The 14,726-nt window shown below is 69.4% G+C and carries 15 protein-coding genes; 8 read left to right on the top strand and 7 right to left on the bottom strand.

The features are described 5' to 3' along the window. The first annotated feature begins 114 nt into the window (after positions 1-114). The 3 genes from ACFV9T_RS40020 to ACFV9T_RS40010 all read left to right on the top strand — a co-directional run bounded on the left by ACFV9T_RS40020 (position 115) and on the right by ACFV9T_RS40010 (position 6,092). Complete coding sequence (locus tag ACFV9T_RS40020) at positions 115-5,328, top strand: DUF6531 domain-containing protein (RefSeq protein ID WP_385448058.1); 5,214 nt, start codon at positions 115-117, stop codon at positions 5,326-5,328. Then, positions 5,325-5,582, top strand: a complete 258-nt coding sequence (locus ACFV9T_RS40015) for a hypothetical protein (RefSeq protein WP_385448056.1) — start codon at positions 5,325-5,327, stop codon at positions 5,580-5,582. The genes ACFV9T_RS40020 and ACFV9T_RS40015 overlap by 4 nt, the downstream gene beginning before the upstream one ends. Positions 5,583-5,747: 165 nt before the next feature. Then, the gene (locus tag ACFV9T_RS40010) at positions 5,748-6,092 is read left to right on the top strand and encodes a hypothetical protein (protein ID WP_385448054.1); all 345 of its coding nucleotides are present in this window, start codon (positions 5,748-5,750) and stop codon (positions 6,090-6,092) included. A gap of 64 nt (positions 6,093-6,156) precedes the next feature. Here the strand turns inward: ACFV9T_RS40010 and ACFV9T_RS40005 are convergent, their stop codons facing one another. After that, positions 6,157-6,381: a DUF397 domain-containing protein gene (locus tag ACFV9T_RS40005; RefSeq protein WP_385448051.1), complete on the bottom strand. Its 225-nt coding sequence runs from the start codon at positions 6,379-6,381 to the stop codon at positions 6,157-6,159. Continuing rightward, positions 6,378-7,202 (bottom strand): helix-turn-helix transcriptional regulator, encoded by an 825-nt coding sequence (locus tag ACFV9T_RS40000; RefSeq protein ID WP_385448049.1) that lies wholly within the window; start codon positions 7,200-7,202, stop codon positions 6,378-6,380. The genes ACFV9T_RS40005 and ACFV9T_RS40000 overlap by 4 nt, the downstream gene beginning before the upstream one ends. Positions 7,203-7,335: 133 nt before the next feature. Here ACFV9T_RS40000 and ACFV9T_RS39995 point away from each other — a divergent pair, with 133 nt between their 5' ends. From ACFV9T_RS39995 to ACFV9T_RS39975, 5 genes are all read left to right on the top strand, one after another. Beyond that, on the top strand, positions 7,336-7,557 hold the full coding sequence (locus ACFV9T_RS39995) for a hypothetical protein (protein WP_385448046.1): 222 nt from the start codon (positions 7,336-7,338) through the stop codon (positions 7,555-7,557). Continuing rightward, positions 7,554-7,772, top strand: coding sequence for a hypothetical protein (locus tag ACFV9T_RS39990; RefSeq protein ID WP_385448043.1), 219 nt, complete (start codon positions 7,554-7,556; stop codon positions 7,770-7,772). The genes ACFV9T_RS39995 and ACFV9T_RS39990 overlap by 4 nt, the downstream gene beginning before the upstream one ends. A 39-nt stretch (positions 7,773-7,811) precedes the next feature. Then, positions 7,812-8,996, top strand: coding sequence for an aromatic acid exporter family protein (locus tag ACFV9T_RS39985; RefSeq protein ID WP_385448040.1), 1,185 nt, complete (start codon positions 7,812-7,814; stop codon positions 8,994-8,996). Between the two features lie 167 nt (positions 8,997-9,163). Then, entirely contained in the window at positions 9,164-9,784 is a 621-nt protein-coding gene (locus tag ACFV9T_RS39980; RefSeq protein ID WP_385448038.1) for a glycoside hydrolase family 25 protein, read from the top strand. A gap of 68 nt (positions 9,785-9,852) precedes the next feature. Continuing rightward, positions 9,853-10,161 carry a hypothetical protein gene (locus ACFV9T_RS39975; protein WP_385448035.1) on the top strand — a complete coding sequence of 103 codons (309 nt, stop codon included), beginning with the start codon at positions 9,853-9,855 and terminating at the stop codon, positions 10,159-10,161. A gap of 72 nt (positions 10,162-10,233) precedes the next feature. Here ACFV9T_RS39975 and ACFV9T_RS39970 read toward each other — a convergent pair whose 3' ends face one another. The 5 genes from ACFV9T_RS39970 to ACFV9T_RS39950 form a co-directional block, all read right to left on the bottom strand. Continuing rightward, entirely contained in the window at positions 10,234-10,449 is a 216-nt protein-coding gene (locus ACFV9T_RS39970) for an EF-hand domain-containing protein (RefSeq protein ID WP_385448033.1), read from the bottom strand. Positions 10,450-10,525: 76 nt separating this feature from the next. After that, the gene (locus ACFV9T_RS39965; protein WP_385448031.1) at positions 10,526-11,149 is read right to left on the bottom strand and encodes an N-acetylmuramoyl-L-alanine amidase; all 624 of its coding nucleotides are present in this window, start codon (positions 11,147-11,149) and stop codon (positions 10,526-10,528) included. Between the two features lie 367 nt (positions 11,150-11,516). After that, positions 11,517-12,023: an ATP-binding protein gene (locus ACFV9T_RS39960; protein ID WP_385448029.1), complete on the bottom strand. Its 507-nt coding sequence runs from the start codon at positions 12,021-12,023 to the stop codon at positions 11,517-11,519. Between the two features lie 227 nt (positions 12,024-12,250). Continuing rightward, complete coding sequence (locus ACFV9T_RS39955) at positions 12,251-13,018, bottom strand: enoyl-CoA hydratase/isomerase family protein (RefSeq protein ID WP_385448027.1); 768 nt, start codon at positions 13,016-13,018, stop codon at positions 12,251-12,253. A gap of 23 nt (positions 13,019-13,041) precedes the next feature. Next, positions 13,042-14,247, bottom strand: a complete 1,206-nt coding sequence (locus ACFV9T_RS39950; protein WP_385448025.1) for an Ig-like domain-containing protein — start codon at positions 14,245-14,247, stop codon at positions 13,042-13,044. Between the last annotated feature and the right edge of the window lie 479 nt (positions 14,248-14,726).

Raw genomic sequence — 14,726 nt, 5'->3', positions numbered from 1 at the left:
GCCCATGCAACAGCTCGCCGAAGCCCGGGAAACGGCCTTGTACCTGGCGGTAGTTCGACTTAGCGTGACGGATCAGTAGCAGCGTCGGAGGGGGCGTGGGGCGTGGGGTTCTGGATGGCTGCCGCGTCGGTGTGGGCTGTGCTGCAGCTGTTGTTGCTGTCCTGGCCGGTGCGGACGGTGCGGTGGCCGACGGTGCTGCTCGCCTTCGGCGTGGGGGCGTACGGCTGTGGTGTGCTCTCGATGCTGCTGGAGCTGGTAGTGGCACGTCAGGTGGCGACCGCGAGGGAGGAGTCCCTGGCGGCCGTCATGGATGTGGTGTCGTGGACGACGGCTCCGGTGGTGGAGGAGCTGTTCAAGGTCACACCGCTCCTGATCGCGGGGTGGGCGCTGCGCGGGCGGATGCAGTGGGGGCTGGCGGACTTCGTGGTGCTCGGGGGCGCCACCGGGGCGGGGTTCGGTCTGCTGGAAAACCTTCTGACGTATGCCGAGTCCGCGGGCAAGGCCGTTCCCTCGGATGAGGGCGGCTGGTTGATCGCGAAGGGGCTGATCAACCACCCGTACATTCCCGGCCCCGGGCAGATCCTCGGCAGCTGGTTTCCCTCATCGACCGGCACTACCGATGTCGGTGGGCCGGTGCTCCCCTACGACGTGCACATCGTCGCCAGCGCGCTCGGCGGGCTGGCGGTGGGCCTGCTGTGGTGCGGTGCCCGCGCGCTGACCCGGGTCGCGGCGCTGCTGCCGATGGCCGGGGCGGTGACGATCCACTGGGTGTACAACTACGCCGCGGCTTTCCAGGGCGATGACACCACGGTGGAGTGGCAGGAGAGACTGGCCACGGACTGGGGGCTGTGGATCATCCTGGGGTGCCTCGCCGCCGCGTGGATCTGGGATCTGCGCCGGTCCCGCCTGGGCCGACGGCGCGAGCCTGGTGTCGTGCTGGCTGCCGAACGCCAGGGCCGGTCCGCTCCCGAAGCTCTCTTCGGGTACGCCCTGCTGCACCCTCCGGCCACCTGGATCATCGCCCTGGGGTACGCCCGGCAGCGCCGAGCGCTGCTGTACGCCACGGCCCACCCCCGTACCCGCGCGGGGAAGCTGGAGCCGCTGCGCGCGTCGGTCACCGGGCAGACCCGGCGCATGGACGCGACCCACAGCCAGGAAGCGTGGCGTGGTGTGACCCTCCGGCAGCTGTGGCGCCGGTCCCGGGAGCGGCGGCCACGCTGGCCTGGGCACGAGAAGGTTCTCCTGGTGCTCGGCCTGCTCCTGGCTGTTCCTTCTGTGGCGTATCTGGCGGTGGGCTCGTTCCCGGCCACAAAGGGTCTGCAGGGGTACTTCGCCGAGGGCACCGGACTGCGCGTCCTGATCGGCGTCGGCCTGGCCGGGCTGGCGCTGACCCTGTGGCGTCTGATCTCCGCCGTACACGGCTACCGGGCGGCGAGCGCGTCTCCCTGGGGCGAGACCCTCGTCCTGGTCCAGTTCCGCATCGCCGTCTGCGCGGGCTCCCTCATCGTCGGCGCCCTGCTGCTGTCCCGCTGGTCGGCGATCGCCGACGGTGAGGCGCCCTTCGCCGGATACCGCATCCTCGGCACCGGCACCTTTCTCTTGGAGAAGCTTCTGGAGGTCGGCCTTCCTCTTCTGCTCACTCTCGCCCTCTTCGCCATGCCGTACGCGCTGCCGCTGGAACTCGCCATGGGCGGCGGGCTGGCGGAGACCCTGCTGCTGGGCCTCGCCCCGCGCGCCCTCGCTCCGATCGCCTCACGCGTCGGGGCCAGGCTGGCGGCACGTGGGGCGTTGCAGTGGGCGCGCGGCGCTCTGCGGGGCGGTGGCCGGGGCGTGTTCTCCCGTACGTGGGACCGAGTGCGGCATGGCCGTACGGATCCGGTGGACCTGGCGACCGGGCGTATGTTCCTGCCCCAGACGGATGTGGAGCTACCGGGCGTGCTGCCGCTGGTGTTCTCCCGCCGGGCCGACTCCGGATACCGCGCCGGGCGGTGGTTCGGCCCGACCTGGGCCTCGACGGCCGACCAACGGCTGGAGTCCGACGAGCACGGCGTGGTGTTCTTCACCGAGGACGGTCTGCTGCTGGCCTATCCGCATCCGGTGCCGGGCGGCACCGCGGTCCTGCCCGCGGAGGGGCCGCAGTGGCCGCTGGCACGGGCTGCGGACGGCGGTACGTACACCGTCGCCGACCCGGAGGCCGGGCTCGTCCGCACCTTCACCCTGTACGGCGACGGCGCGGCGGCGCTCCTGCGGGAGATCGCCGACCGCAACGGCAACCGCATCACCTTCGCCTACGACGACGCTTCCGGCGCACCGTCCGAGATCGTCCACAGCGGTGGCTACCGGCTGCGTCTGACGTCGGACAGCGAGCGGATCACCGGCCTGTACGTGGGCGAGGTGCGGGTGATGGGCTACGGCTACACCGACGGCCACCTCACCGGGACAACGGGCTCCTCGGGGCTGCCGCTCCGTTTCGTCTACGACCGGGCCGGGCGGATCACGTCCTGGATCGACACCAACAACCGCTGGTACTCCTACGCCTACGACGAGCGGGACCGGGTCACCGCCGAGCGCGGCGAGGGCGGCCACTTCACCCTCCGTCTCGGCTACGAGGGGGCGGACCCGGACTTCCCCGGCCTGAAGGTCACCACGCTGACCTCGCCGGACGGTGCGGTCACCCGCTATCTGATCGACGAGAAGCACCAGGTCACAGGGGAGGTCGACGCGAGCGGCGCGGTCAGCCGCACCGCGTACGACGAGGCGGGCCGTACGGTCGCCGAGACCGACCCGCTGGGCCGCACCACCGGCTGGCGCTACGACGAGCACGGTCATCTGACGGCCGTGATCCGCCCGGACGGTAGCGAGGTCACAGCCGCGCTCGACGCGCAGGGCAACCCGGTGCGGATCACCGACCCGGGCGGCGCGGTATGGCGGCAGACCTTCGACGCGGCGGGCAACCGGACCTCGCTCACCGACCCGCTGGACGCCACCACCCGCTACCTCTACGACGCACGCGGGGGTCTGCTCGCCGTCACCGACGCGCTGGGCGCGACCACCCGGGTGCGCGGCGACGGGGCCGGGCTCCCGGTCGAGATCACCGAGCCGCTGGGCGCCACCACCCGCTACCAGCGCGACGCGTTCGGCCGCGTCGTGGCCGAGACCGACCCGCTGGGCGCGGTGACCCGCTACGCCTGGTCCCCGGAAGGCCAACTTCTGCGCCGCACCGGCCCGGACGGGGCCGCCGAGTCCTGGACGTACGACGGCGAGGGCAACTGCCTCACCCATACGGACCCGGCGGGCGGTCTGAGGCGCTTCGAGTACACCCACTTCGACCTGCTCTCGGCCCGCATCGATCCGGACGGGGCGCGCTATTCGTTCGCCTACGACGCAGAGGCGCGCCTGACCCAGGTCACCAACCCCCAGGGCCTGACATGGCACTACACCTATGACCCAGCCGGACGGCTGATATCGGAGACAGACTTCGACGGCCGCACGGTGGCCTACGAGCACGACGCGGCGGGCCAACTCATCGCGCGCACCGATCCACTGGGCCGGACCACCGGCTACGCCTACGACGCACTGGGCCGCACGGTGGCCCAGGATGCCGCCGGGCAGGTCTCGACGTTCCGCTGGGGTCCGGCCGGAGAGTTACTCGGGGCCGTCGGCCCGGACCACACAGAGTTGACCCGTACCTACGACCCGGCGGGCCGCATGCTGTCCGAGACGGTGGACGGCCGCACCCTGCATCTGACCTACGACGCAGCGGGACAGCTGACCTCCCGCCGCACCCCGGCGGGGGCGGAGACCGCCTACGCGTACGACGTGGCAGGCAACCGCACCACGCTGACCACCGGGGGCAGGGAGCTGACCGTCGCCCATGACGCCTTAGGCCGCGAAACCCGGCGGAGTTGGGCGGGAGGACTGTCCCTGACCCAGGCATGGGACCCGGCGGACCGCCTCATCGGCCAGTCCTGCACCGCGGGTACGCGGAGCCTGCTGCGGCGCACCTACACCTGGCGCCCTGACGGCTACCTCTCCGGTGTCGAGGACACCGCGGCCGGGCCCAGCCACTACACCCTGGACCCGGTCGGTCGCGTCACCCACGTACGAGCCGCCACGTGGCAGGAGTCCTACGCTTACGACCCGGCGGGCAACCAGACCCACGCCACCTGGCCGCACCAGCACCCCGGTGCGGACTCGACGGGCGAACGCGCCTACACCGGCACCCGAATACGCACGGCGGGCACCACCCGGTACGAATACGACGCCGCAGGCCGCACCACGCTGCGCCAGAAGGCCCGCCTGTCGAGGAAGCCCGACACCTGGCGCTACGCCTGGGACACCGAAGACCGCCTCACCCAAGTGGTCACCCCCGACGGCACCACCTGGCACTACCGCTACGACCCCCTCGGCCGACGCACCGCCAAACAGCGGCTGGCCGCTGATGGCACGGTCGCCGAGGAGACCCGCTTCACCTGGCACGGCGCCACCCTCATCGAACAGAGCACGACCTCGACCGACTGGACCGGTCGGCAGAACCTCACCTGGGACCACGACGAAACCGGCCTGATCCCACTCGCCCAGACCACGGCCCACACTCCGACCGACGAGGCGTCTCAGGACGAGATCGACACCCGCTTCTACGCGATCGTCACGGACCTGGTCGGCACTCCCACCCACCTCGTCGACGACACCGGCCACACCGCCTGGCAATCCCGCACGACGCTCTGGGGCGCCACCACCTGGAACTCCGACGCCAGCGCCTACATCCCCCTCCGCTTCCCGGGCCAGTACCTCGACCTGGAAACCGGACACCACTACAACCTCCACCGCCACTACGACCCCGAAACCGCCCGCTACCTGACGCCCGACCCCCTCGGCTTGGCACCCGCACCCAACCCCACCACCTACGTCCACAACCCCCACATCTGGGCAGATCCAGACGGCCTCGCGCCCAAAAAGCCTTCCTACATGGTTCCGGAGTCCTTGCCTTCGGCTCCTCGGGGCGAGTTGGTTCGCTATGACCGCGTCTTCGCCCACCGGCAGGAAATCAACCTCCACGTCCCAAGACTGATCACTCCTGGTGGCCGAACGCTCTCAGCACACGCTGCCGAGCGCGTCGCCGGAAGCGGGCCTGGCCGTCCACCTACGACACTGGACGTGGTGGACCACATTCTGAACAAGGGGACAAAGATCAAGTTCGATCCGTACAGGGATACCATTCAGGTGAGAGCCCCCTCACTCCCAGGAAAGCCATTTGTAGCCGTCAGCGCGAGCAACCCTCAATATGTCGTCACAGTGATGATCCCAAAGCAGGTAACTTTGCCGTGAACCCACGGGAATCTCTACTCGAGCTGATCGACGTGTTTCTATCCGGCCAGGACAGATCGATGCAGATCGTGAGTCAGATCGAAGCGGTCACCATCGACTACTTCCTTGACTCGGACGTCTATGAGATCCTCAGCGAATCCGTCTCCCTGTACCGCCCAGGGGAAGGGCTCCCCTATATGGACGAAGAAGAGATGGCGGAGTCTCTGGAGGAGGCCCGGAGAGCATTGGTGGATGGTACTGGCGGAAGCGAATAAAACGAGGCAGCCCGCCAGGCCTGCCCATGAACGCAAAGATCCACAGCGGATCGGACCGGGCTCACCATCAGCCCCCAAAAAAGTGCGAGGCTGGCAATGATTGAGCAGGCGCCCAGGCTCAGCGAACCGTGCGGCGATTGCGGTCGGCCCTGCGAAGGGTGGGCGGTGCAACTGGTGAAGGAGGGCAGGCTCCGCTGGGAACTTGAGTGGTCCTGCGACGACTGTGGCGTTTCGCACGACGGTGATTGGGGCGCCGCTCCGGACGAAGTGCGGCGGCCCATCCTGGCCGAGCACGGGTATCGGCGCCTCCGAGTCGAGGGGCCGATCAGCTCTGGAGGAAAGATCCTCAGAGCGTTCCGGAACACCTTCGGAGTATCCATCGGCGAGGCGAAGCAATCGGCCACGGACCTTACCGAGGAGGAAGGGTATCGGGGAACTCTCGTGGAAGTTTTCCTGATTGCTGAACTTCTCAGGGCGTCCGGCATCGCCACAACGATTGACCATGACTGACGCCACCTTGCTCGGCCCCGCCGCTCTCGTACGTGAGAACGACGGGGCCGTGGGGCGCTGGGCGTCAGGGGGTGGGGAACTCTCCGTCGCACAGAGCGGTGGTGAACGAACCCCACGCGCCCGCCGGGAAGACCAGGGCGGGGCCCGCCGGGTTCTTGCTGTCCCGCACCGGGACGACACCCGCAGTGGCGGCTATGCCGGGAGCGAACTCCACGCACTGACCTTCATTGCCGTTGCTGTAGCTGGACTTGACCCACGCAGCAGACGACAGGTCGAGGACGGTTTTCATCGAGCGTATTCCTCCATCACTTTACGGATCATGGCCAACGACTGACGGGGATTCAGAGCAGCAGCCCGCAGTCGGTCATAGGCGGCAGTCGCGTTCGCCACCGCTTCCGGTGAATCGATGAGCTGGCCTGCCATCGCCGTGTCCGCGTAGACGATGCTCGGCTCTTCCTCGAACGTCAGAAGGGTGAAACTCTCTGCCGCTGGAGATGCCCCCACCGTGAACGGTAGTACCTGAAGGGTGATGTGCGGGGACTCCGCCTCCTTCAGCAGGTGGGCTAGCTGGGCCGCCATGACCTTGGGGCCGCCCACCTCGTTCCGCAGGCATGCCTCACTCAGGATGCACCAGAGCAGCGGGGGTGCGTCCTTCTCCATCACCTCGCGCCTTCGCAGCCGTCGCTCGACCTTGGCGTCGATGTCGGCCACGGTCGCACGGGGATGGACGGCTTCAAAGATCTCCCGAGCGTACTCGGGGGTCTGGAGCATGCCCATGATGAGGATTGCCGAGAAGTCCGAGATACCCGTCGCCTGGCGCTCCAACTGCAAGTACGGGATGAACCAGTCCGGGTAGCCGTGCTGGCTCGCTCGCTTCCGCAGCCGCGCGAACGAACCCGGCGTGCCGAAGACCCGGTCGCACGAGTCCGCGAACTCCGGGCTGGCGAGCCGTTCGCCCGCCTCCACTTTGGCCACATATTGCTGCCCGTAGTTGGCCTGCAGGCCCAATTCCCGCTGGCTCAACTCCCGCAGCAACCGCCAGGACCGGACCTCGGCTCCGAGGAACGCCGCCCCGGTGGAGGGCTCCTGCTCTTCCGTCGGCTCACTCACCTGTTCTTCTCCCCTCACCCCAAGCCTCCTGGTGTGTCCGCATCCCTGTTGCGCGCGGCCCCGCAGGGCAACGCTGGGAGTACACAGGGTGATTAAAGCCCGCAAGAGACATCCAAGTCAGGAAGAACCCCCCATGGTGTTTCCCCCCGAACACATCACCGAATCCAGCGGCGCGCCTCCTCCGGAGCCGGACGGCTGCGCCCTCTGCCGCCATTACGAGGCGCTGCGCGAACAGGCCACCCAGGACGGGGACTACAGCCGGGCCACCGACTACGAGGTGCTGCGCCGCCGACACCCCGACCACACCGTCCACATCCGCAGGACCCCGACGAACCCCGGAGAGCGAACCGCATGAACACGCAACGACCCGTACCCGGACAGATGGCGTACGACCCGGCCAGCGGCCGGACGGGGGTGGTGCAGGCGGTGCACAGCCCCGATGAATTGCTCTTCGACCATCAGGTGGACGGCGGCCGGGTGGCCTTCCTGCGGCCGGAGCGGGGCGGGGTGGAGTGGACGGCCGACGCCGCCACGCTCTGTCATCCGGCCCCGGGGAGTTCGTCCGTCTGAGCAGGTGAGAGACCTCGCCGAGGGGGAACCCGTAGCCGAATGAGCGGCAAGGCGAGCACACTCGGTGGACATGGCGGGGAACGGACGGAGCACAGGACACGGACGCATGGGCCGGAGCGGCACACGCTGCTGCTGATCGGCAAGAGCACACTGGCCGCCACCCTCGCCTGGTTCATCGCGGCGGATCTGCTGCACGCGCAGTCGCCCGCGTTCGCGCCGTTCTCCGCCGTGCTCATTATGAATGTGACGGTGTACCAGTCGATCGCGCAGTCGCTGCGCTACGTCGCGGCGGTGGTGACGGGGGTGGCGGTCCAGGCGGCGCTGGGGTTTCTGGCGGGGCCGGATCCGGTGACGTTCGTACTGGTCGCGGCGATCGCGCTGACGATCGGGCAGTGGAGGGCGCTGGGGGCGCAGCGGTCGCAGGTGGCGACGGCGGCGTTCTTCGCGTTCTCCACGTACGTCTCCGCGACGAGCAATACGGAGCGGGCCACGCAGCTGGGCCAGATCGTGCTGCTCGTGCTCATCGGCTGCTCGGTCGGGCTGCTGGTGAACGTCGTGCTCGTCCCGCCGTTGCGGTACCGCAGTGCGGAGCACGGGATCCGGGCGCTGGCCGGGGCGCTGGAGTCGCTGCTCGCGGACATGGGTCCGGCCATGCGGGACGGGGAGTTCGCGGAGGAGCACGCGCGGGGCTGGCGTTCGCGGTCGAACCACGCCCAGGCGCTGGTGACGCAGGCGCGGTCGGGGCTGCGGACCGCGGAGGAGAGCGTTCCGTTCAATCCGCGGCGTCTGCTGCCCCGGCATCGGGGGCGCACGTCGTTCGCGAACTACCGGGCCGTGCTGGACGCGCTGGAGCGGGCCGCGTATCAGCTGGCGTCGCTCACCCGGAGTCTGGAGCGGTGGCGCGGCGAGGAGCAGGACTACTCGTACCGGCGGTTTCTGCGGTGCTACGGGAGCTTCCTCGGCTCGCTGGAGGAGATCGTGCGGGTGCTGGCCCGCCTGGACGAATCGCAGCTGCGGGACCAGGCCGCGCGGCTGTGCGAGCTGGCCGAGGAGATGCAGGAGCAGCGACGGACCGTCACCGAGCAGGCGGAGCGCGACGGTCTGCCGCTGGGCGACCCGACGCGGCCGTACGGGGTACTGGTGATCGAGGCGACGCGGTTGACGGAGGAGTTCCAGTACACCTGCGACGTGCTGCAGACTCATGTCCAGGGGGCAGCCCGGTGACCTTCACGGCGGCTTAGCACGACGGCGGGGAGAAATCATGAATTTCCCTACCAAATCAGTCGCATGTGCAAATACCGTGCGTAACCCCGGCAGCGTTGCGTAGGGTCCTGGACCGGGCATGACAAGGGAGACCGCCCGTCCCCTTTTCAACTTCTGAGGCAGGAAACATGCTGCACGGCATCGACGTGAGTTCGCACCAATCCAGCTTCGACACGGACGGACTGGCCTTCGTCTTCATCAAGGCCACCGAGGGCCGGTCGTACATCAACCCGAAGCAGGTTTCCCAGGCGACGAAGGCGCGCAAGGCAGGGTGCGTCGTCGGCTTCTACCACTTCCTGTGGCCTGGGAACATCGCCGCGCAGGCCCGGTACTTCGTCGAGAAGTGCGCGTCCAAGCAGCACGATCTGCTCGCCGTGGACTGGGAGACCACCGGCTCGGGGACGTACGCCAGCAACGCGGAGAAGGACCGGTTCATCCGGGAGGTCAAGAAGCTGCGGCCCACCCACCGCGTGCTGCTGTACTGCAACCGGAACTTCTGGCTCAACCACGACACCACCTCCTACGCCGGGGACGGGCTGTGGATCGCCGACTACGTCACGGCGGGCAAGCCCCGGATCAAGGCGAAGTGGCGGATCCACCAGTACACCGACCGGCCGGTGGACAAGAACCTCGCGGACTTCTCCAGCAAGACGGCGCTGAAGACCTGGGCCACGGTCACCCGGGTGGCGAACGCCATCGAGGACCTGGTGGACGGCGACGACGAGGAAGAGCAGACCAGCCAGGCGTAAGAGGGGCCTCACCTGCGGGGACACCGCCCGTGGGGGCGTTGTCAGTGGCGGCGCCTACGCTTCCCGGTATGAGCTACGCAGACCTGCACGAACTCCGCAGCGCGCTCACGACCGCGTCCGACATCGCCTATTCGCTCGACGCCGCGCCGTCGGGCCAGGAGACCGAGCTGCTCACCGACGCCCTGCGCCGGGCGCTCGCCGCGGCCGGTGCGCTGACCGCCGAGCACGGGGCGACCGGCTGCTCCCAGCATCCGCGCGGGGCCGTCGACCCGCTGTATGGGGACCCGGACGATCCGCTGCCGCCCGGCTACGGCCGCTGCCTGCTGTGCAACGACCGGCGACGGCGGGCGAGCGCACAGCGGCGCGGCTGGCGCTGAGCGCGCCCCGCGGCGCCGCCGTGCGGCCCGGGCCGGACCCGATGGCCGGACCCGATGGGTGTACCCGATGGGTCAGGCCTTGTTCTGCGCGGCCCAGAACTCGTCGAAGTTGAGCTGACCATCGCCGTTGCCGTCGTGGGAGTTGATCACGGCCTGGGCGACGGGCTCCGTGACATACGGGTCCCCCAGCTGCGCCATCACGCTCTTGTACTCGGCCGCCGTGATCAGTCCGTCCCCGTTGAGGTCGTACCGCTCGAACGCCTTGCGCGCCGCCTCGATGTCCGCCACCTGTTCCGCCCCTTTCAAGCGTGAGTCTGACCCGCACAGATTAGCGGCCCTGGCCAGAGGTCCGGCGCGCATGTGGTCAGGCCTGGTTGACCAACTCCAGATAGCGGTCCCAGTCCCACAGCGGACCGGGGTCGGTGTGGTCGGCGCCGGGGACCTCACTGTGGCCGATGATGTGCTCGCGGTCCTTGGAGATGCCGAAGCGGTCGCAGACGGCGGCGGTCAGGGCGGCGGACGCGGCGTACATCTCGTCGGTGAACCAGGCGGGGTCGTCCACCCATCCCTCGTGCTCGATGCCGATGCCGCGGTTGTTGTAGTCCTTGTTGCCCGCGTGCCACGCGACGTCCTTCTCGCGGACGAACTGCCCGATGTAGCCGTCGGCCGAGGCGACCATGTAGTGGGTGGAGACCTGGCGGGCCGGGTCCTGGAAGATCTTCACCGCGTCCTGGAAGGTCTCCTGCGTCACATGGATGACGACGAAGTCGATCGGGTAGGCGGTGGGGCGGCTGGAGACGCGGTAGTTGGAGGTGGAGGCCGGGATCCAGTGGGTGGGGGGATAGGCGGCCGCGCGGCGACCGCGTCTGTCGGCGGCGTGGGCCGGGGCGGCGGTGGCGGCGGTGGCGAGTCCGAGGGCGGCGGCGCCGAGACCGGCGCCGGAGCGGAGGAGGGTGCGTCGGGTGGGGGCAGGGCCGTGCGCTTCCATGGGGGGCTCCCGAATGCAGTGCCAGGACAAGGGATCTGACGGGAAGTGACGCGCGTAGCGCGGTTCCATGGTGAAGCGTGGGCAGGGCCATGCCAAGAACCGACAGGCACCAAATGAACAACAAGGGAAATTCACACCTCTACCCGCCATTAACAAGGCAGGTGTTACAGCTCACCTTGGATTGGGTTGGTGGCGATCTGCCGGATCTGCAATAGTCAGGACCGCGACCCCCATTGACCCGGGCCTGGTCGTTCCCCGAATGCCGCGGAGCCACACCCCTTCCGCTCCTCGGCGGGGCGGACAGAGGTCCCCGGACCGTCACACGAGGACGGTCGGGACCTCTGCCCTCGGTCTTCTCACGCGCACCTCACGCACTTTCCGGCACCCGCATCTCGAACCACGTCGTCTTGCCGCACGGCAGCAGGTCCACGCCCCAGCGCTGGGAGAGCTGATCCACCAGCGTGAGGCCGCGCCCGCTGGTGTCGAGCGCCCCCACCGGCAGCAGACACGGCAGCCCGCGCGACGGATCGCGCACCTCGACCCGGATCCAGCCCCGGCGTCGCAGCAGCCGCAGCCCGAAGGTGCGGGCACCGGTGTGCCGTACGGCGTTACCCACCAGCTCGGAGACGAGCAGCACGGCGTTCTCGGCGAGCTGACTGGCGAGCCCCCAGTCGCGCAGCACCACGAATTCGGTCAACCGGCGGGCGGTGCGCGCGGATTCGGGGCGGGACGGCAGCCGTACCTCTTTGTCCGCGGGGTTCCCGAACAGTTCGAGCGCCCTGAGAGCCCGGTCCTCCTCGACGGACGGCAGCCGCCGGACCGCAGCCGTACCAGTGCGCTGCTGCGGCTGCTCCATTCCCTCCAAGCCCGCCATGCCCCCCATGATGGCCGCCCGAAAGGCCGTCCGGGGCGGAACCAGGGGATTCCGAACACCGGAGCCCCAGGCTCCACAAACCGATCCCAGCTGTGCGATTGGCAGCGCGGGGTGTCAAAACACCCCACCTGACCAGCGATATCACCGCGCGTACGGGTGATCACCCAGCGTACCCGAACCGGCCATCGGGCGGCCGTGCGGCAAGCGAAGAAATTCGCTCGCACGGGTCAGGAAAATGTCGCCTTTCCGGGGCCGTCCTCGACGAAGCTCCGCATTCCGATCTGCCGGTCCTCGGTGGCGAACAGCCCCGCGAACCAGTTGCGTTCGATGGCGAGCCCGGTGTCGAGGTCCGTCTCCAGCCCCGCGTCCACCGACTCCTTGGCGGCGCGCAGCGCCATCGCCGGGCCCTTGGCCAGCTTCGCCGCCCAGCGTTGCGCCTGCTCGTACACCTCCTCGGCCGGTACGACCCGGTCGACCAGCCCGATGACGAGCGCCTCGTCGGCCTTCACCTGACGGCCCGTGAAGATGAGGTCCTTGGCCCGGGACGGGCCCACCAGCCGGGACAGCCGCTGGGTGCCGCCCGCGCCCGGGATCAGCCCGAGCAGGATCTCGGGCTGCCCGAGCTTGGCGTTCTCGGCGGCGATCCGGAAGTCGGCGCAGAGCGCCAGCTCGCAGCCGCCGCCGAGCGCGTAGCCGGTGACGGCGGCGACCACGGGCTTGGGGATGCGGGCGACGGCGGTGAAGGCGTCCTGGAGGTCGCGGGAGCGGGCCACCATCGCGGCGTGGTCCATGTCCCGCATCTCCTTGATGTCCGCGCCCGCCGCGAACACCTTCTCACCGCCCCAGACGACCACGGCCCGTACGTCGTCGCGGCGGGTGACCTCGGCGGCGAGTTCCCGCAGCCGGTCCTGGGTGGCGACGTCGAGCGCGTTCATCGGAGGGCGGTCTAGGCGGAAGGTGGCCACGCCGTCGGCGACTTCAAGATTCACAGTCATACGCCGCAGGTTAGTAGTCAGTGCTAGGCCTTCCACTGCTCCCAGGACATGTTCCAGTCGCTGAGCCCGTTGCCCGGCTGGATCGTTTCGTCGTCCGAGTTCTTCACGATGACCACGTCCCCGATCAGCGACTGGCCGAAGAACCAGGCCGCCGGAGTGGACGGGTCGCCTCCGCCACGCTGGTCGAAGAGGCCGACGCAGCCGTGGCTGACATTGGCCGAGCCGAAGGTGGACCGGCCCGCCCAGTAGTTGCCGTGGAGGAAGGTGCCGGAGTCCGACAGCCGCATCGCGTGCGGCACGTCCTTGATGTCGTACTCGCCCTTGAAGCCGACCGTCGCGCCGTCCATCCGGGTCACGGCGAGCTTCTCGCTGATGACCATGGTGCCGTTGTACGTCTCGTTGCCGGGCGCGCCCGCGGTGATCGGCAGCTTCTTGATGGTCTTGCCGTCCCGCATGACCTTCATCGTGTGCGCCTTGGCGTCCACCACGGATATCTGGCTGCGGCCGATGGTGAACTTCACGGTCTTGGTCTGCTCCCCGTACACCCCGGGGCGGCCCTCGACGCCGTGGAGGTCCATCTTCAGCGTCACCTTGGTGCCGGGCTTCCAGTACTTCGCGGGCCGGAAGTCCAGCCGGTCGTTGCCGAACCAGTGGCCCTCGATCGGCACCGACGGGGAGGCGCTGACCTTGACGCTCTTCTCGACCGCGCCCGGGTCGGTGATGCCCCGGTTGAAGCGGAGCGAGACCGGCATGCCGACGCCGACCTTGGAGCCGTCCTCCGGGCTGTAGACGCCGACGAAGGTCTCTTCGGGCTTGAGCGTGGTGAAGGTGGTGTGCTTGCGCGCCGCACGGCCGTCCGCGTCCTTCGCGAGGGCGTCCACCGTGTACGTCGTACCGGCGCGCAGGCGGCCGTCCGGCTTCCAGCTCGTGCCGCCCCCGGTGGTCTTCCCGGGTATCGCGCGGCCCTTCTCGTCCTTGACCGTGACGGTGGTCAGCTTGCCCTTGGCGGAGGTGACCTTGAGCGCGCCGCCGCTGGTGCCGACGTCCTTCGCCCCGTCCCCCGGCTCGACCTCGACCACGGCCCGGGACGGCCTCGGCTTGGCGGCCTCGGTGCCCTTGCCCTTCCCGCCGTCGTCGCCGGAGCCGCCTCCGCCGCACGCGGCGACCAGCGTCAGCATCGCGCCGAGCGCCAGCGCGGACAGTCCCCTGCGGCCCCGCACCCTCGCCATCCCCGATATCCCCTGCACCCGCACCACAGCTCACTCCCCTCTGCGGAGCCGCGGCCCCCGCGGCAGCCCCGATCACGCACAGACGCGCACCGGCGCGCATGCGAAAAGGTAATCACAAAGCACTGACAGCGGGATCATGTTCGAGGGTCACGGTTCTGTCCCAGGTGGGAGCGGTTCCCGTGACCGGCCGCACCCCGCCAGGCGCCAGTCACGTGAGGGCCACCGGGTTTGCGGGCACAACAGGGCTACCGGGCACAGCCAAACGCGGTCGGGACGCCGCGCGGCGGGTGCCGCCCGGTCCGTCGGGCTCCGGACGGGAGGTGCGGAGCCCGGTCCCGTGCGAGCCGCCGGAGGCGCATGTGTCGAAAGCAGCCGAGCAGCACACCCTGGAGCCCTCCGACGGCTTACCCGCCCCGCCCGCCGCCGGACCGGCGCTCCGCCGCCCCGCCGCGCCCGCGCCGCTGCCCGCCCCGCGCGGC

It is taken from the genome of Streptomyces sp. NPDC059850 (genome assembly GCF_042731515.1).
Lineage (GTDB): Bacteria > Actinomycetota > Actinomycetes > Streptomycetales > Streptomycetaceae > Streptomyces.
Note: the sequence above shows the minus strand (reverse complement) of the source record. Positions and strands in the feature narration are given on the sequence as shown.

What these genes read in the sequence shown, in the direction of transcription:
- ACFV9T_RS40020 (WP_385448058.1), top strand. Translation starts at nt 115, where the DNA reads ATGGCTGCCGCGTCGGTGTGGGCTGTGCTGCAGCTGTTGTTGCTGTCC.
- ACFV9T_RS40005 (WP_385448051.1), bottom strand. Translation starts at nt 6,381, where the DNA reads ATGAAAACCGTCCTCGACCTGTCGTCTGCTGCGTGGGTCAAGTCCAGC.
- ACFV9T_RS39995 (WP_385448046.1), top strand. Translation starts at nt 7,336, where the DNA reads ATGGTGTTTCCCCCCGAACACATCACCGAATCCAGCGGCGCGCCTCCT.
- ACFV9T_RS39990 (WP_385448043.1), top strand. Translation starts at nt 7,554, where the DNA reads ATGAACACGCAACGACCCGTACCCGGACAGATGGCGTACGACCCGGCC.
- ACFV9T_RS39985 (WP_385448040.1), top strand. Translation starts at nt 7,812, where the DNA reads ATGAGCGGCAAGGCGAGCACACTCGGTGGACATGGCGGGGAACGGACG.
- ACFV9T_RS39980 (WP_385448038.1), top strand. Translation starts at nt 9,164, where the DNA reads ATGCTGCACGGCATCGACGTGAGTTCGCACCAATCCAGCTTCGACACG.
- ACFV9T_RS39975 (WP_385448035.1), top strand. Translation starts at nt 9,853, where the DNA reads ATGAGCTACGCAGACCTGCACGAACTCCGCAGCGCGCTCACGACCGCG.
- ACFV9T_RS39965 (WP_385448031.1), bottom strand. Translation starts at nt 11,149, where the DNA reads ATGGAAGCGCACGGCCCTGCCCCCACCCGACGCACCCTCCTCCGCTCC.
- ACFV9T_RS39960 (WP_385448029.1), bottom strand. Translation starts at nt 12,023, where the DNA reads ATGGCGGGCTTGGAGGGAATGGAGCAGCCGCAGCAGCGCACTGGTACG.
- ACFV9T_RS39955 (WP_385448027.1), bottom strand. Translation starts at nt 13,018, where the DNA reads ATGACTGTGAATCTTGAAGTCGCCGACGGCGTGGCCACCTTCCGCCTA.
- ACFV9T_RS39950 (WP_385448025.1), bottom strand. Translation starts at nt 14,247, where the DNA reads ATGGCGAGGGTGCGGGGCCGCAGGGGACTGTCCGCGCTGGCGCTCGGC.